Genomic DNA, 20,016 nt, shown 5'->3' with positions numbered 1-20,016 from the left:
GGGAAAACGCGACAGGCGGGGCGGAGGTTTAGGCGGCAGATTCCTCCCACCGGCCGGGCGCGCGACGCAGTGGCCGGAATGCGCCGGTGGAACACCTGGCCGATCATCCGACACATCGTCACCGCGGAGCTGCGGCGGAGGGAGTCCCCGGCCGGACGGGGGGCCGGCCGGGGACTGCAGAGCGTGTGCCCTGCGCGGCAGCACCGAAACACCGGGCCGGAGTTACGCCGCGTCCCCGTCCTTGGGGCGCCTCGGTCGGTACGCCTCAGGGATCGGCTGCTCGAACCAGACGACCTTGCCGGTGCTCAGCCGGGTCGCTCCCCAGCGCTGCGCGAGCCGGTCGACCAGGAACAGGCCGCGTCCGCCCTCGTCGCCCGCCTGGGCACGCCGCATCCGGGGCACCTGCGGTGAATCGTCGCCCACTTCGCAGCGGAGCACATCGGTCCGCAGCAGCCGCAGGGCGATGGGCCGGGAGGCGTAGCGCACCGCGTTCGTCACCACCTCGCTGACCAGGAGTTCGGTCGTATCGAGCAGCGGGTCCAGGCCCCAGCGGTGCAGCGCTCTGCGGGTCAGCTGCCGGGCCCGGCCGGCCGTTTGCGGCTCGGGGTTGAGGAACCAGTAGGCGACATTGCGCGACGGGAAACCGTCGAACCGGGCGGCGAGCAGCGCGACATCGTCGTCCCGGGCACCGTGGTCCAGGATGGTGAGCACCGTGTCGCAGAGCATTTCCAGTGGCGGGGAGGCGACCACGGCGGCAGTGGCTCGCAGGCGGGCGCACAGCGCCTCCACTCCTGTCCAGACGTCCCTGCCGCGGGACTCCACGAGGCCGTCGGTGTACAGGAGCAGGGTCGCTCCCGTGGGTGCAGGCATCTCCACGGATTCGAAGGGGACGCCGCCCACGCCGATCGGCGCGCCGGGCGGGATCCGCAGCACTTCGGCCGACCCGTCGGGGTGCAGCAGTACCGGGGGCAGGTGGCCGGCGTCGGCCACCAGCAGCCGCTGCGATATGGGGTCGTAGATGGTGTAGAGGCAGGTCGCCATGTGCTCGCTGCCGAGGCGCTGGGCCTGCTCGTCGAGGTGGTGCAGGACCTCTTGTGGCGGCAGGTCGAGCCCGGCGAGGGTCTGCACGGTGGTGCGCAGCTGCCCCATGATCGCGGCGGAGGTCATCGAGTGGCCCATGACGTCGCCGACGACCAGCGCGACGCGGTTGCCGGGCAGCGGGATCGCGTCGTACCAGTCGCCGCCCACCTGGGAGGTCTCGGCGGCCGGCAGGTACCGGCTCGCCAGCCGGACACCCGTGGTCTCGGGGAGCGAGGAGGGCAGCATCGTGAGCTGGAGCGCATCGGCGAGCGAGGCCTCGTGCCCGTGGAGCACCGCTTTGTCGACGCCGGAGGCGGTGTGGGTGGCGAGCTGGGAGGCGACGAGGAGGTCGTCGCCCGTGAAGGCGAGCCGCTCGGCGCCGCGCAGCAGGGCGACGGTGCCGATGAGGTGCCGGCGGCCGTACAGCGGGGCGACGATCAGCCGTCGGCCCGGTGGCGGTGTCGCCGGCCCGCTCGCCACCGGCTCCAGCAGCTCGGTCAGCGCGGGGGCGATCTCCGGGGCGTCGCCGAACGCGGGACGCCCGGCCCGCAGGAGCTCGGCGAACCGGCCGGTGACCGTGAGCCGGCCGAAGTCGCCGGAGCCCGGTGGCGCGGCGGTGACCAGGCCCTCCGGTCCCTGAGCGATGCTGTGCAGCCGCAGGGCGAGCGGGCCGGCCGGCTGCCGCTCCCCGGCCGGAAGGGGATCACGCAGGTGGACGAGCACCGCGTCGGCGAAGGCGGGGATCGCTGCCCGGCACAGTTCCCGGAGGGTTTCGTCCTGGTCTAGGCCCCGGGCGATCCGCCGCGTGGCGGCTTCGAGGTAGCGAAGCCGGTCGGTCGCCGTCCCGGGTGCGCGCTCGGTCGCGTCCCGGACGCCCTGGGCGGGGTGTTCGGCGGCGGCCGGATCCGGACGGGTGGTGCCGCGGCCGGGTGCGGCCGGGCTCTTCGGGGGCACGCTGCCGGGGCGTCCGCTTGCGGGAGGCGGCCGGACCGGCGGAGCGGCGCCCGGTTCCCTGGGCGTGCTGTGCACTGCCAGGTCCTGGGGCGCACCACGGCCCTCGGTCCCGGCGGGGAGCCGGCCGGGGCCGTGGTCGGGGGTGCGGGGCTCCATTACTCGTCTCGTCCGTCCGGTGGGCGTCAGGGACCGCGGGGCGGTGGCCTCAGCCGCGTCGCGAGCAGTTGAGGAACAGCTGCTCCTCGGGCGGCACGTCCGAGACCGCGGGGGCGTAGGTGTACGAGGACTCGTCGACGATCTCGAAGTCCGCCTCCTCGATGACCGCGCGGAGGTCGTCCCGCAGGTAGCCGGACACCCTGATGGTGTTGCCGAGGAACGGGATGGTGAAGTAGTCCACATCGGCCTCCACCATCGAGAGGGTGCACAGGCCACCGGGAACCAGCAGGTCGTGGATGGTGCGCAGGGCTCGGGGGATCTCGGTGCGCGGCAGCATCAGCAGGGAGAAGAAGGCCGCGACGGCATCGAAGCGCCCCAGGTCGTGGGGGCCGCCGGGCACCAGGTCGGCGATGTCCAGACGGTGGAACGTTGCACGGGGCACATACTCCCGGGCGAGGTCCACCATCCCGCGGGACAGGTCGACGCCGACCACCTCGAAGCCCGCCTCCACCAGCTGCCGGGCGGTCGGGAGGCCGGTTCCGCAGCCCAGGTCCAGCACACGGGCCCCGGCGGGCAGTGTCCTGATCAGCCACTCGGCGGCGGCGAGCTGCCCCTTCTTGTACGGGAAGGCCTCGTCATAGCGGTCGCCGATCGCGTCGAACGCCTCGGCCTGCCCCTCGCGGTCGGGCCGGGTGCCCTCGGGGGCGGCCTCATCGCTCTCGTAACCGGTCTCCAGAAATCCTTCGCTCACGAATGACGCCTCTTCACGTGCGTGTATTCGATTACCTCCATCATGCACCCCGTCCGTCCGCCACCGCCCCCTGCGCAGCAGGCCGCCGGGGCACACACGGAGCACGCACGGAGCGCGGGCGGCGCGCGGGCTGTGGCCAGGGCAGACCGTCCGTCCGGCAGCCCGACCGTCGCGGGGCGCACGGCGACCGGCCGCGCCACCGCCGGGCGCGACGGCCGCACCGGCGACGGCCGGCGGTTTGCCGGGCTGCCGTCACGGAAAGTTCCCCCCGTGCCCAGATGCACCGCGGCACAGGTCACGGGAACAGGAGGCCAGATGACAGCGGAACCGGTGGAGACCCTTGATCTGGCGGCATTAGGGGAGGACTTCGTCCGCCATCCGCACGAGGTGTACGCGCGGCTGCGCGAACGGGGGCCGGTGCATCGCGTACGGCTCCCGGAGGGCACGGTCGTCTGGCTGGTGGTCGGCTACGAAGAGGTGCGCGCGGCCCTCAGCGACCCCCGTCTGTCGAAGGATTGGCGGCACGCCCCGTCGGCCCAGTCGCTGCAGCCGGTGTCCATCGGGGTGTCGATGCTCCGCTCCAACGCGCCGCAGCACACCCGCATCCGTGGACTGGTCGCCCGTGCGTTCACCGCGCGCCGGGTGGCCTCCCTCGCGCCACGGGTCCAGGAGATGACCGACGAGCTCCTGACGGCGATGCTCGCCCGGCCCGAAGGCCGCGGCGACCTCGTCGAGGCGCTGTCCTTCCCGCTCCCCGTCACCGTCATCTGCGAGCTCCTGGGCGTGCCGTTCCTGGAGCGGGAGGCCTTCCGCACCTGGACCGACATCTTGATGGCCGGTGCCGCGACGCCGCAGGCCAGGGAAGCCCGGACGGCCATGGCCGGCTACCTCGACGACCTGGTGGCGGCGAAGCGCGCCCGGCCCGGCGACGATCTGCTCACCGATCTGATCGCGGTGAGCGACGAGGACGGCGACCGGCTCAGCCGGGACGAACTCCTCGGCATGGCCCAGTTGTTGCTGATCGCCGGCTACGAGACCACCGCCAATCTGATCTCCAACGGGGTCCTGGCCCTGCTCACCCACCCTGACCAGCTCGCCTTGCTGCGCGCCGATCCGTCCCTGATCGACGGTGCGGTCGAGGAGATGCTGCGCTATGACGGCCCGCTGGAGACCTCCACGTTCCGTTTCACCGTTGAACCGACCGAGATCGCGGGCACGGTGGTCCCCGGGGGCGGCGAGGTGGTGCTCCCCGTGATCTCCGACTCGGGACGCGACCCCCTGCGGTTCGACGACCCCGGCCGCTTCGACATCACCCGCGACGCCAGGGGCCATGTGGCCTTCGGCCATGGCATCCACTTCTGCCTCGGAGCCCCGCTCGCCCGGCTGGAGGCGCGGATCGCGGTGCGCACGCTCCTGGAGCGCTGCCCGGAACTGGCGTTGGACGCCCATCCGGCCGATCTCACCTGGCGGTTGGGCGCGTTGCTCCGTGGTCCGCGGAGTCTCCCCGTCCGCTGGTCGTGAAGGACCTGGCCGGCAGACAGCCCTGTCGGTCATGACGGTCCTGGCGGTCATGGCGGTCATGGCGGTCATGGCGGTCAACTCCGCGATGCACGAACGCCGGTGGCCGTACCCGCACACTTCGGGTACGGCCACCGGCGTGTGGCTGCCTGCGGCTCAGCGGACTACTTGGTGAAGCCGATGTGCTCGTAGACCGGGTCGGTCATGCCGAGGGCGCCCATGTTGGCGAGCTTCTTGTTGACCGCCGCGATGTCGGGGCGCTGGTAGAGCGGGAGGACGCCGGCGACCTGCCAGGCCTCGGCGTCGGCCTGGTTGGTCGCCTTGAGCGCGCCGGCCGGGTCGGCGGCGTTGGTGCTGGCGGCGTTGAGGAGGTCGTCCAGCTTCTTGCTGCCGACCTTGGAGTAGTTGTTGCCGCCGTTGGCGGTGTAGACGTTGGTGGAACCGCTCGCGGCGAACGGGGTGCCGAGCAGGGTGTAGGGCGTGACGTCGAAGTCACCCGGGGTGATGTACTTGTCGAAGAAGTCGTTGCTCGGCACCGTCTGGACCTGCAGCTTCACACCGATCTGCCGGTACATCTGGGTCAGCATCGACCCCTCGTTGGTGGCCGCGGGGGTGCCGGAGGGGATGACGAACCGCAGGGACAGCTCCTGGCCGTCCTTCTTGCGGGTCTTGCCACTGAGCTTCCAGCCGGCCTCGTCGAGCAGCTTTCCGGCCGCCTTCGGGTCGTACTTTCCGAGCTCGCCCGAGTTGTCCTGATACCCCTTCTGGTTGGAGATCAGAATGTGGTTGTCCAAGGTGGAGGGCTTCCAGCCCAGTCCCTTGAGGTCCGACTTGGCGATCGTGGCACGGTCGGTGGCCTTGAAGAGAGCCTGGCGGACCTTCGGGTCCTTCAGCTTGGCGCTCTTGCCGTTGAAGGTGAGCTGACGGTAGTTGGGACCGCCCGCCTCACGGATCTCGCCCGCCGACACCTTGGACACCTGCTTGTAGGCGGAGGCGTCGCCGCCGACGTCGAAGTAGTCGACCTCGCCGTTGGCGAAGGCGCCGGGCATCGACCCCTGGTCCATCGCATGGAACACGATCTTGTCCAGCTTGGGCTTGTCGCCCCACCACTTCGGATCGGCCACCACCGTGACCGTCTTGGCGGACTTGTCGATGTTGCCCACCTTGAAGGCGTTACCGGTGACCGGGATCTTGTTGACGTAGGCGGTGTTGAAGCTCTTCGGGTCGGAGACGTACTTCGCCGGATACAGCGGCTGGTTGGCCGCCGCGTTGAACATGCCCTTCCAGTCCGCGAACGGCTTGTCGAAGGTCATGACGGCCTCGTAGTCGTCCTTGCCCTTCTTGACGTCCGCCACCTGGTCGAAGCCGACGCTGGAGGTCACCTTGAACGCCTTGTCGTGACCGTCCAGGGCACGGGTGTTGGCGGCGATGTCCTTCCAGGTGATCGGCGTGCCGTCGGACCACTTGGCCTTGGGGTTGAGATGCCAGGTGACCACCTGCTTGCCCTTGACCGTCTTGGAGTCCGCGTCCAGCAGGAACGCCTTGTTCGGCGTCTGCTCGGCGTGCGCGCCCGAGTGCCACAGGCTCGGCATGAGGGCCTTCATCACCTCGGTGGGACCGCCCTGCAGTCCGTCGATCTCGACGATGTTCCACTGGGTGGCGAACGTCTGGATCGCCCAGTTCATCGTTCCGCCCTGCTTGAGCTTCGCGGGGTCGGTCGCCTTGATGTTGACGGCGGTCGTTCCCTCCGGAGCCTTCTGCTCCGCGTCGTCGTCCGAGCCGCCGCAGGCGGTCAGTGCCAGCGACGACACGGCGAGGGTCGCGACGAGCGCGAGGGGATATCGGGAGACCTTCACGGATGCCTCTTCCTGAGCTGTCGAAAACGTGCCGGCTACGGGTGTGGGTGTGCGGAGCGGTGCGGTACGGAGCGGTCGGGTGGGCGTCTCACTGCGCCGCGGGCTCGACCACATCGAGCGGCGCCGCGTAATGGCAGGCCGCCGTGTGGTCCGTGCCGAGGACCGCCGCAGCGGGATCCTCGTCCCGGCAGCGCGTCTGCTCGCTCTCGTCGAGCCCGGCGTACTTCGGGCAGCGGCCCGCGAACCGGCAGCCGGCCGGCACGTCCGCGGGGCTGGGCAGATCGCCTTTGAGCAGGATGCGGCTGCGTTCCCGCTCCTTGCGCGGGTCGGGCAGCGGCACCGCGGACAGCAGCGCCTGGGTGTACGGATGGGAGGGCGCGGCGAAGACGTCGTCGGCCGCGCCGAGCTCCACGATCCGGCCGAGGTACATCACCGCGATGCGGTCGGCGATGTGCCGGACGACGGACAGGTCGTGGGCGACGAAGAGGTAGCTGAGCCCGAGGCGGGTCTTGAGCTCGTCGAGGAGGTTGAGGACACCCGCCTGGATGGACACATCGAGGGCGGAGACCGGCTCGTCGAGGATGACCAGCTTGGGTTCCAGGGCGAGCGCGCGGGCGATGGAGATGCGCTGGCGCTGACCGCCGGAGAACTCCTGCGGGTAGCGGTCGGCGTGCTCGGCCTCCAGACCGACCATGTCGAGGAGTTCGGGGATGCGGGCGGCGATGCGGTCCTTGTCCCAGCCGTGGGTCTTCAGCGGCTCGGCGAGGATGTCGCCGATCGGCATCCGGGCGTCGAGCGCCGCCATCGGGTCCTGGAAGACGATCTGCATGTCACGGCGGAGCCCCTTGCGGTCCGCCCGGCTGAGGCCGCGGATGTCCTTGCCGAAGACGGTGACGGTGCCGGCCTGGCCGCTGGGCAGGTCCAGGATCTCCAGCAGGGTGGTGGTCTTGCCGCAGCCGGACTCGCCGACCAGGCCCAGCGTTTCGCCCTCGCGGATGTCCAGGCTGATGCCGTCGACGGCCCGTACGGTGCCGACCGTGCGCTTGACGATCGCGCCCTTGGTGAGCGGGAAGTGCTTGACGAGTCCGTCGAGGGCGAGAACGGTGGGACGCTCCTCGCGCGGCAGCCGCTCGACCGCGCCGGCTTCCGGGAGGACCGGCACCGGGTAGACGGCGTCGCGGTCGAGACCCGCGCCGATCTCGTGCGCGCGGTGGCAGGCGGTGGGATGGTCGGCGCCCTCGGCGAGGGTCAGCTCCGGTTCCACCGTGTGGCAGCGGTCGATCGCGATGGGGCAGCGCGGGGCGAAGGGGCAGCCGGGCGCCAGGTCGACCATCTTGGGCGGGTTGCCCTCGATGGGGGTGAGCGCGCGGCGTGCGGTGCCCTCCGCGCGGGCCTCGTCCAGCCGCGGGATGGAGCCGAGCAGGCCGATGGTGTACGGCATCCGCGGCCCGTAGTAGACCGCGTCCACCGGACCCGCCTCGACCGGCTTGCCCGCGTACATCACCTGCACCCGGTCGGCGAAGCCGGCGATGACGCCGAGGTCATGGGTGATCATGACGATGGCGGCGCCGGTGACTTCCTGGGCGGTCTTGAGCACTTCCAGGACCTGCGCCTGGATGGTCACATCGAGGGCGGTGGTGGGCTCGTCGGCAATGATGACCTTGGGGTCGTTGGCGATGGCCATGGCGATCATCGCGCGCTGCCGCATCCCGCCGGAGAACTCGTGGGGAAAGGCGTCCACCCGGCGCTTGGAGTCGGGGATACCGACCACGTCGAGGAGGTCGATCGCGCGTTTGCGGGCGACCTTCCGGTCCAGGGACTGGTGGACCTGAAGAGCCTCGATGATCTGGTCACCGACGGAGTAGACGGGGGTCAGCGCGGACAGCGGGTCCTGGAAGACCATCCCGATGTCCTTGCCGCGGATCTTCGAGAGGGCGGCATCGCCGAGGCCGAGCAGTTCACGGCCGGCGAGCTTGACGGAGCCGGCGACCTCGGCGCTCTCGGGGAGCAGTCCGAGTACGGCCATGGAGGAGACGGACTTGCCGGAGCCGGACTCGCCGACGATGCCGAGTACTTCCCCGGGGCGCACCGCGTAGGAGACGCCGCGTACGGCCTGCACCTCGCCCGCCTCGCTCGGGAAGGAGACCGTCAGATCGCTGACGGCGAGGACGGGCTGCGCCGCGTCAAGGGCCTCGGTGGGCTGGGACGGCCTGGTCTCGGTCACCGTCGGGGTCCTTCCTGGGGCGCGCGGTGCGCGGGGTGATGGTGCTGGGGGTGTGCGGCGCGCTTCACGAGGCGGCGCCCTGGCTGCCCGCGGACTGCTCGGGCTCGTCGGGCCGGGTGCCGGCAGCCGTCGCCTGCGCCGGGACCGTCTTGGTGACGGACGGTCGCGGCTGCTTCTTCTTGCGGGGCGAACGCGCCTTCGCGCCGGACGCGTTGGGGTCGAGCGCGTCACGCAGTCCGTCGCCGATGAAGGAGATGGAGACGCCGATCAGCACCAGGCAGCCGGCCGGGAAGAAGAACAGCCACGGGTAGGTGGAGGCGTTGGTGGTGTTGTCGGCGATGACCGTGCCGAGGGAGACATCGGGCGCCTGCACGCCGAACCCGAAGTACGACAGGCTGCTCTCGCCGATGACCGCGGCGCCGACCTGGATGACGACGTCGATGATCAGCATCGAGGCCATGCTGGGCAGGATGTGCCGGAAGATGATGACGGGCGCGGGGACGCCCATGTACTTGGCGGCCTTGACGAATTCGCGGTCCTTGAGCGTGAAGGTCATGGAGCGTACGACCCGCCCGGTGACCATCCAGCTGAAGGCGCCGAGCAGGAAGACGAAGACCAGCCAGGTGGCGCCGCGGAACGCGGGCGAGAGCACGGCGATGATCAGGAACGAGGGCATCACCAGCAGCAGGTCGACGATCCACATCAGCACCCGGTCGGTCCAGCCGCCGAAGTACGCGGCGAAGGCGCCGACGGTGGCGGAGAGGAAGGTGGAGATGAGACCGACCAGGAGGCCGATGATCAGCGACTTCTGCAGACCGCGCATGGTCAGCGAGAAGAGGTCGACGCCGCCTTGGGTGGTGCCCCACCAGTGGTCCCCGGAGGGGCTGGAGAGGAAGTTCATGAAGTCGTGCTGCTGGTAGTCCCACTTGGTGAGGAACGGGCCGCCGTAGGCGCCGGCGAACAGCAGCACCAGCAGCGCCAGGCCGAGCAGTGCCAGTCGGTTCCGGGCGAAGCGGCGCACTGTCAGCCGCATTCGGGAGGTACGGGCCTTGGTGGGGCGGTCTCCGGCTTCACCGGGCGGGACGGGGCCGGGGGCCGGTTCGGTCGCGGGGGGCAGCTGGACGCTCATCGCGCGCTCTCCTGAGGGGCGGTGGGGATGGGGGGCCGGTCGGCGACGGGTGCGCCTCCCAGCATTGGCTGGGGGTGGGAGCACCTCCCAGCGGTAGCTGGGGGATCAGCGGACCCGTACGCGCGGATCGAGCGCCGCGTACAGCAGATCGGACAGTACGCCGGCGATCAGCACCAGGACGGCCGTGAACAGTCCGACGGTGGCGACGGAGTTGACGTCCTGTTTGTTGATCGAGTCGACGAGGAGTTCTCCCATGCCGTGCCAGCCGAAGGTCTTCTCGGTGAAGGTCGCTCCGGTGAAGAGCAGCACGATGTTGTAGACCAGCAAGGGCACGACGGGCAGGATCGCGGTCCGCAGGCCGTGCTTGACCAGGGCCTTGCGCCGGCGCAGCCCCTTGGCCCTGGCGGTGCGCAGGAAGTCGCTGCCGAGGACGTCGAGCATGGTGGAGCGCTGGTAGCGGCTGTAGAGCGCCACCTGAAGGATGATCAGGGTCAGCGCCGGGAGCAGCATGTGCTGGCCCCGGTTGACGAGGGCGTCGAGGTTCCACTGCCCCGCGTACTGCGGGTCGTACTCGCCGAGCACCTTGATGGTCTGCGTGCCGTCGTTGAGCGCGGTGGCGCCGATCTTGAGCGCCACGCCGATCACGAACACCGGCATGGCCAGCACGAAGAACGAGGCGAGGGTGGTGAACCGGTCGAAGAGGCGGTACTGGCGGATGGCGCCGAAGGCGCCGAGCGCGACACCGCCGAGGGAACCGATGAGGGTGGCGATCAGCAGGAGCCGGGTGGAGACGCCCACCCGGCGGCCGAAGTCGTCGTTGACGTCGTCACCTTCGATGGTCTTGCCGAGGTCACCGTGGACGACGCCCTCCGCCCAGTGTCCGAACCGGGACAGGATCGGGGTGTCCGGGTTCATGTTGTAGTCGTCGAGTGTCTTGGTGATGGACGACTCGGGCAGCGGCGGGTTGCGCCCCTCGAACTTGGCGCGCGGGTTGAGGCTGAGCCCGGCCATGAAGTACGTCAGGGACGCGGCGACGACGACCAGGACCAGGTAGTTCGCCAATCGGCGCAGCAAATATCGGCCCATGGTGATGTCTCTCCTCATGCGCACCGAATCAGCCATGTGCAGCTGAAGTGGGGGTCGGTACGGATCGAACACATCCTTCTTGTCATCGACACATTTGTCGATCACAAGATGTTTACGGAGCGGTAACGCCAACTACCCCGCCAGCCAAGGGCATTGCGGCCACCACCACGACAATCGATGGCCATCGCGGAGCAATGCTTTCGAATCCCAGGCGTGCACCGCTCTCCTGCGTAGCGAAACCCGATAGTCGGACACCGCGTGAACGTGATACGACGCCACGGTAGTTGACGAAGACTTTACGCCGGAGGGGTATCGGGGGAGGCCCCGGGCTGACGGAGCGTCCGAAGCGGGTGCAGGAGGTGCCGTTCGGGGGAAGGACGGGTGTCGCAGAGGGGGACCGGGGCAGGCGGCTCGTACGTTCGGTCGGCATGACGTACGTATCGGCTGATCACACATCCGGCCCCACCCGCCGCACCGCGCTGGCCGGGCTCGTCGGTGGGGCCGGGGCCGTACTGGCCTCCGGGTGCAGTACCTCGGGCACCTCGCCCGCGACGGCGCCCGAGGCCCGGCGCACAGCAAGGGCCTACGCCGCGGCGAGCGATCCCACGCCCGGTGTGATGCAGCTCTTCAAGGACCCCGGCTTCAACTTCAACGGGCTCCTTGCGCTCGGGGCGGCCGGCTACGGGGCCGGTGAGGTGGGCGAGGTACTGACCGCCGTGAACACCATCAACAAGGCCGGCCTCTCGGCGCAGACGTACACCGAGACCTTCAGGAAGCTCGGCGATCAGCTGAGGGAACCGCCGCAGGGCAGCGAGCCCGGGGCGCAGACCACACGGTTCCGGGACCTGCGGGCCGCGCAGTACTACGGCCAGGGGCTCTTCTTCGTCCTCGGTTCCCACACCCCCGGCAGCGAGGAGCAGCTGTACCAGGCGGGGCGCGACGCCTGGGACGCGTTCTGCCGGCGGTGCGACCCGGCGCCGGTGACGGCCCGCGTCCCGTACGGGAAGACCCCGCTGCCCGTGTGGTTCTTCCGGCCGGACGGCTCCGGCAAGCGGCGCCCCACCGTGATCCTCACCAACGGCAGCGACGGGCAGAACGTCGACATGTGGACCTATGGCGTCCAGGCCGCTCTGCAGCGCGACTGGAACGCCCTGGTGTACGACGGTCCCGGACAGGGCCAGTTGCTCTTCGTCGACCAGGTGGTCTTCACACCACGCTGGGAGAGGGTCGTCACCCCGCTCGTCGACTGGCTGACCGCCCGCTCGGACGTGGACGGCGGCAAGATCGCCCTGACCGGGCTGAGCATGGCCGGCAATCTGGCCCCCCGGGCCGCGGCCTTCGAGCACCGGCTCGCCGCGCTGGTGGCGATGCCCGGTGTGCTCACGCCCTGGCTGGGTTTTCCTCCGGAGATCCGGGAAGTTCTCACCCCGGACAAGAAGAAGACCAACGCCATCTGGAACAACGAGGTCGTCCCGGACCTGCCGCCCTCCGCGGCCGCCACGATGAAGAAGCGCTTCGAGCCGTTCTCCGTGCCGGCGATGCTCGCGGCTCGCAAGGGCAAGATGTTCACCGACTTCTACACCCCCGCCACCCTCATCAAGTCGCTGGACATCACCGACGTCGTCGGCCGGATCACGACGCCCACGCTGGTGCTCGACTACGAATTCGAGCAGTTCTACCCGGGACAGCCGCGCCAGATGTTCGACAAACTCAGGGCTCCCAAGGACTACGTGAAGCTCACCGCGGCCACCGGTGCGCAGTTGCACTGCTCCCCGATGGCCCCGCAGCAGCACTGCGAGGTCGTCTTCGACTGGCTCCAGGAGAAACTGACCGGCAGCTGACTTCCGCGGCGGCCTCCCCCGGCCGGGCCGGAACGGCTCCCGCCTGCCGCGGCGCACCACGTCTGCGCCCGTACACGCCCGCCCGTCTGCCGTGTCGGAGCCGTGGCGCTCTTGCACGGCGCGGAGAGTACGGCCAGTGTGGTCGGCGGCGGCCCGCAGCCGCCTGTGGGTTCGTCACACCTCTGGAGTGCGCGTGGCTTCCTTCGTACTGCCTCATGCCCTGCACGGACGGGGATCGCACAAGGTCATCGCCGTGCACGGCTGGTTCGCCGACAGGTCCGCCTTCGACCCGGTCCTGCCGGATCTCGATCAGAGCGCCTTCCAGTACGCGCTGGTCGACCTCCGTGGCTATGGCGAGGCGAGGGGCGCGGCCGGCGCGTACACCTCGGGCGAGGGCGGGGCCGATGTGCTCGCGCTCGCCGACCGGCTGGGCTGGGACCGCTTCTCGGTGGTCGGGCATTCGATGGGTGCCAGCGTCGTCCAACGGGTACTGGCCGCGGCTCCGCACCGGGTGCGCAGGCTGGTGGGGATCTCGCCGGTCCCGGCCTCCGGGCTGCCGCTGCCACCGCAGCAGTGGGAGCTGTTCTCCTCGGCGGCGCACGCCCCGGAGAACCGGCGGACCATCATCGATCTCACCACCGGCGGGCGGCGCCCCGCCGCGTGGCTGGACCGGATGGTGCGGCGGTCCCTGGAGCGCAGCGATCCGAAGGCGTTCCGGTCCTGGCTGGATTCCTGGTCAGGGGAGACCTTCGCTGCCGAGGTCGAGGGCTCGACGGTACCGGCGCTCGCGGTGACCGGGGCGCTGGATCCCGCGCTGACCGCCGACCTGGCACGTGCGACATGGATGCGCTGGTACGCCAACGGCCGGCTGGTCGAACTGCCCTCGGCAGGGCACTACGCCATGGACGAAACCCCGCTGGAGCTGATCCGGGCCGTGGAGGACTTCCTGCGCGCCGACGGTGACGGCGACGGAAACGCCAACGGAAACGGTGACGGGCCCGAAGGCGGATGACCGTGCCCGCCGGTGGTGCGGCTCAGCCGGGCGTCCCGGACGTGCGGGACGTGCCGGGCATCCCTGACGTCTTCGACCCGCGCGGCTACGCCGACGGTCTGCCGCACGCGGCGTACCGGCTGCTGCGGGAGCGGCATCCGGTGGCCTGGCAGGAGGAGCACGAAGTGCTCGGCTGGCCGGCCGGCCCCGGCTTCTGGGCGGTCACGCGCCATGAGGACGTCGTACGGGTGCTGAAGGACGCGGCCAGGTTCTCCTCCCATCTGGGAGCCACCCAGATCCGCGATCCGGACCCCGCCGATCTGCCGTTCATCCGCCGCATGATGCTCAATCAGGATCCCCCCGGCCACGGGCGGCTGCGGCGCCTGGTCAGCCGTGCCTTCACCCCTCGTCGCATCGAGCGGTTCGGCTCGGCCGTCCGCGAGCGGGCCCGTGACCTGCTGACCTCGGCGGTCGACGCCGCGCGTGCGGGGAACGGGGTGCGCGACCTCGTCACCGATGTCACCGACGACTTCGCGCTGCTCAACCTCGCCGATCTGCTCGGGGTGCCGCCCGCTGAACGCGGACTGCTCCTGGCCTGGACCCGGGGCGTCATCGGCTACCAGGACCCGGACGAGTCGGGCCCGGCCGCCCCGGGCCCGGACGGCCGCCCCGCCGACCCGCGGTCCCCGGCGATGCTGCAGGACATGTTCGGCTTCGCACGTGAGCTGGCCGCCCACAAACGGCGGCATCCGGGCGACGACGTGATGACCGTGCTGGCAGCGGACGGCGAACTGGCCCCGCCCGAGCTGGACATGTTCTTCTTCCTGCTGACCATCGCGGGCAACGACACCGTACGCAGCGCGGCCCCCGGCGGCCTGCTGGCGCTGGCCCGGCACCCGGAGGAGTACCGCCGCCTGCGCACCGGTGCGGTGGGGACGGCGACGGGGGTGGAGGAGCTGCTGCGCTGGCATCCGCCGGTGCTCAGCTTCCGCCGGACCGCCGTGTGCGACACCGAGCTGGCCGGGCAGCGGATGCGCGCCGGCGACAAAGTGGTCGTCTTCCACGGTTCGGCGAACTACGACGAGCGGGCCTTCGCCACCCCGCACCTCCTGGACCTGTCCCGCTCCCCCAACCCCCATGTCTCGTTCGGTGACGGCCCGCACATCTGCCTGGGCGCACACCTCGCCCGGTTGCAACTGCGGGTGCTGTACGAGGAGACGGCCCGCCTGGTGCCCTCCCTGGCGGTCGCCGAGCGGCCCCGGCGGCTGGTGTCGAACTTCATCAACGGGCTCAAGTCGCTGCCTCTGCGGCTGGTGGAGCCTGCAGCAGCGCGGCGGTGAGGGGGTGTTGCGGGTCGGCGAGGAGCTGACCGGTCGGGCCCTGTTCGACGAGGCGGCCCCGGTCGAGCACGGCGGTGCGGGTGGCCAGGGCCGCGGTGTCGCGGTCATGGGTGATCAGGAGCAGGGACAGGTCCGGGTGGGCCTCCAGGAGCCGGTCCAGGAGCGCGCGGAGGTTCCGGCGCGCGACGGTGTCCAGGCCGGAGGTGATTTCGTCGCAGATCAGGACCCTGGGGCGGGCGAGCAGTGCGCGGGCCAGGGCGGCGCGCTGGAGTTCGCCGCCGGACAGCTGTGGCGGCTTGCGGCGTACCAGGTCGCCGGCGAGCCCGAGGGTGCTCAGGGTGTGCTCGGCGTCGGCCAGGGCCTCGGGGGCGGGGACCCGGCGCAGGCGTACGGCGGTGCGGCTCACCTGGTCGAGGACCGGGCGGTGTTCGTCGAAGGCGGCCCGTGCGTCCTGGAAGACGTACTGCACTGCCGCCAGTTGTTCGCGGGTACGGTCGCGGAGGCTGCGGGGCAGTGCGGCGCCGTCGAGCAGCACCTCGCCGTCGTAGGTCCGGTGGAGGCCGGCAAGGCATCGGGCGAGCGTGGTCTTCCCGCTGCCCGAGCGGCCCACGAGGGCCGAGCAGCCCGGCGGGAGGCGGAGACCGACGGTGTGCAGGACCGGACACCTGCCGTGGCGAGCGGTGAGGGCCCGCACCTGGAGCACGGGTTCCGGGGCGGCGGGAGCGGGACGGGAGTCGCCGTGCCGCGTACCCCCGGCGTCCGGGGTGGTGGCGCTGTGCCGGGCGGGCGCGGTATCCGACGGCCCGGCGGAGCCGGCTTCGGTGAGGAGTTCGCGGGTCCAGGGGTGCCGTGGGGCGCGCCAGAGTCCTTCCGGCGGGCCGGACTCCACGATGCGGCCGGCCCGCAGGACGTGGATCTCATCGGCCAGGGCACGGACGACGTCGAGGTCGTGGCTCAGGAGCAGGATCGCGAGGCCCTGCCGGGCCAGGGCGGCCAGGTGGCCGGCGATCTGCCGCTTCGTCAGTGCGTCCTGGCCGGTGGTCGGTTCGTCCGCGACGAGGGTGGTGGCACCGCTCAGGAGAGCCTGGGCGAGGACGATACGTTGCTGTTGGCCGCCGGAGAGCTGGTGGGGGAAGCGGTGCAGCAGGGCTTCGCCGTCGGGGATCCGGGCCTGGTCGAGGGCGCGCAGCAGGTGCTGCCGGGCGGCGGGGCGGCGGGCGCGGCGGGGCAGGTGGCGGACCCGGCCGCGTGCGATGTCCCGGAGGAGGGCGGCCACCGGCCGGGCGGGGTTGAGGACGGTGGCGGGGTGCTGCGGTACGTAGCCGATGAGGCCTTCGGGGACGCGCACCTCGCCGGTCACCGTGGCGCCGGGCGGAAACTCGCGGAGCAGGGCGAGGCCGGTGGTGGTCTTGCCGCTGCCGGAGGCACCGATCAGCGCGGTGACCTGGCCGGGCGGCACCCGGAGGCTCACCCCGTCGACAAGGGCCCGGCCGCCGGTCTCGACACGGAGATCCTGGACCTGGGCGATGCCGGTGGCGTTCATGGATGGCTCTTCTCGCTGCGCCCCGGCCCGGCGGCCGTGGCATCGGTGGGCAGGGGGCCGGGGGCCAAGGCATCGGTGGGCAGGGCGTCAGGGTTTGAGCGGGGTCGCGGTGCACGGTGCCGCCGGGAGCCCGGTCCGGGCCGCGGTGCACGGTCCGGCCGCGGTGCACGGCCCCGCCGCTGTCGTGGTCCGCTGCGGTCGAGGGCGGCGTCGCAGAGCAGGTTGGTGCCCATGGTCAGGGCCATGATCAGCACGGCGGGCAGCGCGACGGCCCAGGGCTGGACGAACATGCCCGTCCGGTTGCGGTCGACCATCACCGCCCAGTCGGCGGCGTCCGGTTCGGCACCGACGCCGAGGAAGGCGGCCGTGGACACCAGATAGAGCACGCCGGTCAGCCGTACTCCGGCATCGGCGGCAAGGGTGCGCAGGGCCGAGCGGCCGGCGTAGCCCACGGCGGTCCGCCACCAGGTCTCGCCCTGCATGCGCAGCGCCTCGACCGCGGGCGAAGCGGCCGCCTCGGCGGCGGCCGCCCGGACGGTCCGGGCGGCATCCGGGATGCTGACCAGCGCCACCAGGAGGGCGAGCCCGCCGGCACCGGGCGTCAGGACCGCCGCCACCAGCAAGATGACCAGGAGCGACGGCACGGCGAGCAGGATGTCCAGGGGGCGCATCACGAGCTCTTCCAGCCAGCGGCGGTGGGTCAGCGCGCCGAGGAGGCCCAGGGGCAGCGCCACCGCGTAGGTCAGCGCGGTCGCGGCGAGCGCGGTCAGGACCACGGGGTGGCCACCGAGCAGCACCTGCCGCCAGACGTCCCGTCCCACGAAGTCGGTGCCGGCCCAGTGACCGCCGCCCGCGGTGAACGACGCGGCCCGTGCCCCGGGCTCCCCCGCGAACAGCGGCCCGAGCAGGGCGAGCAGCAGCGGGGCGGCGACGATCAGCAGGGCGAAGGTGAAGCGTCCCCGGCCACCGGTCGTCCGTATCCTCATGCCGCCTCCCCGGTGCGCGGCACGAAGCGGTAAGTAACCAGGTCGGCACCCAGGTTGAGGACGACCGCGGTGCATCCGAAGACGACCGCCAGGCCCTGGAGGACGGGGACATCGCGTTCCGCGACGGCGTTCATCAGAACGGTTCCGAGCCCGGGAATCACGAAAAGGGCCTCCACGACGATGACACCGCACAGCAGCCAGTCGACCGTGCGGGCGAGCTGCTGGGCGGCGGGCCCCAGGGCGTGGGGCAGGGCGTGCGCGTAGCGGATGCGCGCGCCGGGGATGCCGTAGCGGCGGGCATGGGCGACGTACGGCGAGGCCAGTGCGTCGATCATGCCGGCCCGGACCAGGCGCGTCAGCGAGCACACCGGGCGGGCCAGCAGGACAAGTACCGGCAGCACCAGCGCCGCGGGATGGCTGAGCAGATCACCGTCGTACCCCACGGCGGTCGGTGGCAGCAGGCCCAGGTGCAGTGCGAAGACCGCGACCAGCAGCACCCCGAGGGCGAACTCCGGTACGGCGTACACGGCCAGGGTCACCGAGCTGATCAGCCGGTCCACGAGCCGTCCCTCGTAGCGGGCGGCCAGCACGCCGAGGCCGCCGGCGGCCGGCACCAGCAGGAGCAGGGTGAGCGCGGCGAGCAGAAGGGTCGGCCCGAAGCCGTCACCGATGACGGAGCTGACCGGCCGGCCGGAGGTCAGCGAACTGCCGAGGTCCCCCTGCAGCAGCCCGGCCGCCCACTCCCCCAGGCGCTCGGCGGCGGGCCGGTCCAGGTGCAGGGTCTCCCGGATGGCGGCGATCCGCCCGGGGTCGGGCTGGTCACCGGCGAGCGCCACCGCAGCGTCGCCGGGCAGCGCCTCGGTGAGGGCGAAGACCAGCAGGACGACCGCGGCGGTCTGCCCGGCGCCGAGCAGCAGCCGGCGTGCCGGCCACGACCGCAGAACGGTCATGCGAGCCACACCTTGTCGAAGCGGGCCCAGTCGAGCGTGTTCGCGGGGGAGGTGTGCGCCACTCCGCGGACCGTGCGGGCGGTGCCCAGGATCCAGTCGGCGAAGCCCCAGACCAGGAAGCCGCCCTCGGCGTGCAGCCGGCGCTGCATGCGCGCGTACACGGCGGCCCGGTCCTGCGGGTTCTTGGTGGACTGGGCCTGCTGGTAGAGCGCGTCGAAGTCCTTGTGCCGCCACTGGGTGGCGTTGGTGGTGGAACCGGACAGCAGCCGCTGGGAGAAGTGCGACTCGATGGGCATCGCTCCGGAGCGGTAGCAGCACAGGGTTCCGGAGTCGAGGGTGTCCTGCCAGTAGCTGTCCTTGCTGCCCATCGCCACCTTCACCTGTACTCCGGCCCGGGCGGCCTGGTCGCGGAAGATGGCGGCGGCCTCGGTGAAGCCGGCCGCGGCGGCGGAGGTGTCCAGGGTGACCCGCAGTCCGTCGGCGCCCGCCCGCTTCAGCAGATGGCGGGCCCGGTCCAGGTCCTGTGCGCGCTGCGGCAGGCCGTCCGCGTAGTACTCGTACCCCTTGCCGAACAGGTCGTTGCCGATCACACCGGCGCCGGAGAGCGCACCGTCGACGAGTTCCCCGCGGTCGGCGAGGAGGAAGAACGCCTCGCGCACCCGCTTGTCGTCGAACGGGGCCCGGTCGGTCTTCATCGCGAAGGACTGCATCGCGCTGTTGCGCAGCCGTACGATCTCGATCTGGCCCTTGCCCTCGTGTGCGCGGGCGGTCGTCGGCGTCAGCTCGTGGGCGTACTCGATCTGGCCGCCCAGCAGGGAGTTGAGGCGCGCGGACTCCTCATTGGCGACCAGGAACTCCAGTTGGTCCAGATGGGGCGCGCCCTCCCAGTAGTCGTCGTTGCGCCGGAAGAGGGCGGAGCGTCCGGGCGTGAAGGAGACGAAGCGGAAGGGGCCGCTGCCGACCGGTGCGCGGTCGAAGTCCTGCGCGCCCTCGGGGACGATGTAGGCACCGAACGCGGCCAGCAGGTTGGGGAATTCGGCCGTCGGCCGCTTCAGCGCGAACTCGACGGTCCGTGCGTCGGGAGCCCGGCTGGCGGTGAGGTCGAGGGGTTCGAGCGAGGCCTTGGCGCGGAACGCCTTGCGGGGGTCGGTGATGCGGCGGTAGCTGTAGAGGACGTCCCGGGCGGTGACCGGCTTGCCGTTGTGGAAGGACGCCGTGCGCAGCTTCACCGTCCAGCGGTCCAGTCGGGCGTTCGGTTCCCAGGAGGCGGCGAGCCGCGGCTCGGCGGAGAGGTCGGCTCCGAAGTCGGCGAGCTTGTCGAAGAGTGCCTTGGCGCGCGCGGCGTCGGCGAAGAGATTGGCCAGGTGCGGGTCCAGGGTCTCGCTCGCGCCGCCTCCGGCGAACGCGGCGCGCAGCCTTCCGCCCCGGCGGGGAGTGCCGCCGCCGTCGGCGCCGTCACCGGTGGGGCCGTGGCATCCGGCGAGCGCCGGCGCAGCGACTCCGGCGGCACCGAGTCCGGCGGCGGCGAGGAAGCCGCGGCGGCGCAGGCCGGGAAAGCGGGGGGCGTGGAGGGGACCGTCGTCCATGGCGGTTTCCTTGCTGTGTGCGGGG

Annotated in this window: 14 protein-coding genes; 4 read left to right on the top strand and 10 right to left on the bottom strand. The window is 71.4% G+C overall.

Features of this window, described 5'->3' with window-relative positions:
- Positions 1 to 222: 222 nt before the first annotated feature.
- Both ABZ851_RS15770 and ABZ851_RS15765 read right to left on the bottom strand, forming a co-directional pair.
- The gene (locus ABZ851_RS15770) at positions 223 to 1,878 is read right to left on the bottom strand and encodes a SpoIIE family protein phosphatase (protein WP_361127355.1); all 1,656 of its coding nucleotides are present in this window, start codon (positions 1,876 to 1,878) and stop codon (positions 223 to 225) included.
- A gap of 361 nt (positions 1,879 to 2,239) precedes the next feature.
- Positions 2,240 to 2,941, bottom strand: coding sequence for a class I SAM-dependent methyltransferase (locus tag ABZ851_RS15765; protein ID WP_361127018.1), 702 nt, complete (start codon positions 2,939 to 2,941; stop codon positions 2,240 to 2,242).
- Positions 2,942 to 3,256: 315 nt separating this feature from the next.
- On the opposite strand from ABZ851_RS15765, the gene ABZ851_RS15760 reads away from it, so the two are divergent.
- The gene (locus ABZ851_RS15760; RefSeq protein WP_361127015.1) at positions 3,257 to 4,462 is read left to right on the top strand and encodes a cytochrome P450; all 1,206 of its coding nucleotides are present in this window, start codon (positions 3,257 to 3,259) and stop codon (positions 4,460 to 4,462) included.
- Between the two features lie 161 nt (positions 4,463 to 4,623).
- On the opposite strand, the gene ABZ851_RS15755 is transcribed toward ABZ851_RS15760, so the two are convergent.
- The 4 genes from ABZ851_RS15755 to ABZ851_RS15740 form a co-directional block, all read right to left on the bottom strand.
- Positions 4,624 to 6,315: an ABC transporter family substrate-binding protein gene (locus ABZ851_RS15755; protein WP_361127012.1), complete on the bottom strand. Its 1,692-nt coding sequence runs from the start codon at positions 6,313 to 6,315 to the stop codon at positions 4,624 to 4,626.
- 88 nt (positions 6,316 to 6,403) lie between these two features.
- A complete protein-coding gene (locus ABZ851_RS15750) occupies positions 6,404 to 8,539 on the bottom strand; it encodes an ABC transporter ATP-binding protein (protein WP_361127009.1) in 2,136 nt (711 codons plus the stop codon).
- Positions 8,540 to 8,603: 64 nt separating this feature from the next.
- Positions 8,604 to 9,668: an ABC transporter permease gene (locus tag ABZ851_RS15745; protein ID WP_361127006.1), complete on the bottom strand. Its 1,065-nt coding sequence runs from the start codon at positions 9,666 to 9,668 to the stop codon at positions 8,604 to 8,606.
- 105 nt (positions 9,669 to 9,773) lie between these two features.
- The gene (locus ABZ851_RS15740) at positions 9,774 to 10,754 is read right to left on the bottom strand and encodes an ABC transporter permease (RefSeq protein WP_336048240.1); all 981 of its coding nucleotides are present in this window, start codon (positions 10,752 to 10,754) and stop codon (positions 9,774 to 9,776) included.
- Between the two features lie 428 nt (positions 10,755 to 11,182).
- Here ABZ851_RS15740 and ABZ851_RS15735 point away from each other — a divergent pair, with 428 nt between their 5' ends.
- From ABZ851_RS15735 to ABZ851_RS15725, 3 genes are all read left to right on the top strand, one after another.
- Positions 11,183 to 12,595, top strand: a complete 1,413-nt coding sequence (locus ABZ851_RS15735) for an alpha/beta fold hydrolase (RefSeq protein WP_361127002.1) — start codon at positions 11,183 to 11,185, stop codon at positions 12,593 to 12,595.
- 193 nt (positions 12,596 to 12,788) lie between these two features.
- Positions 12,789 to 13,607 (top strand): alpha/beta hydrolase, encoded by an 819-nt coding sequence (locus tag ABZ851_RS15730; RefSeq protein ID WP_361126999.1) that lies wholly within the window; start codon positions 12,789 to 12,791, stop codon positions 13,605 to 13,607.
- On the top strand, positions 13,604 to 14,926 hold the full coding sequence (locus ABZ851_RS15725; RefSeq protein WP_361126996.1) for a cytochrome P450: 1,323 nt from the start codon (positions 13,604 to 13,606) through the stop codon (positions 14,924 to 14,926). Before ABZ851_RS15730 ends, ABZ851_RS15725 begins: the two co-directional genes overlap by 4 nt.
- Here the strand turns inward: ABZ851_RS15725 and ABZ851_RS15720 are convergent.
- Genes ABZ851_RS15720 through ABZ851_RS15705 form a run of 4 tightly spaced genes read right to left on the bottom strand, consistent with a single transcriptional unit; the run spans position 14,877 to position 19,991 of the window.
- Positions 14,877 to 16,469, bottom strand: a complete 1,593-nt coding sequence (locus ABZ851_RS15720) for an ATP-binding cassette domain-containing protein (protein ID WP_361126993.1) — start codon at positions 16,467 to 16,469, stop codon at positions 14,877 to 14,879. The genes ABZ851_RS15725 and ABZ851_RS15720 overlap by 50 nt on opposite strands.
- Positions 16,466 to 17,455: an ABC transporter permease subunit gene (locus ABZ851_RS15715; protein ID WP_361126990.1), complete on the bottom strand. Its 990-nt coding sequence runs from the start codon at positions 17,453 to 17,455 to the stop codon at positions 16,466 to 16,468. Before ABZ851_RS15715 ends, ABZ851_RS15720 begins: the two co-directional genes overlap by 4 nt.
- Positions 17,452 to 18,405, bottom strand: coding sequence for an ABC transporter permease (locus ABZ851_RS15710; protein ID WP_361126987.1), 954 nt, complete (start codon positions 18,403 to 18,405; stop codon positions 17,452 to 17,454). Before ABZ851_RS15710 ends, ABZ851_RS15715 begins: the two co-directional genes overlap by 4 nt.
- A complete protein-coding gene (locus tag ABZ851_RS15705; RefSeq protein ID WP_361126984.1) occupies positions 18,402 to 19,991 on the bottom strand; it encodes an ABC transporter substrate-binding protein in 1,590 nt (529 codons plus the stop codon). The genes ABZ851_RS15710 and ABZ851_RS15705 overlap by 4 nt, the downstream gene beginning before the upstream one ends.
- Positions 19,992 to 20,016 lie beyond the last annotated feature (25 nt).

Origin of the sequence: Streptomyces sp. NPDC047049 (assembly GCF_040643995.1) — a bacterium.
GTDB classification, from domain to species: Bacteria; Actinomycetota; Actinomycetes; order Streptomycetales; family Streptomycetaceae; genus Streptomyces; species Streptomyces mooreae.
This window is presented reverse-complemented; position numbering and strand designations above follow the sequence as displayed.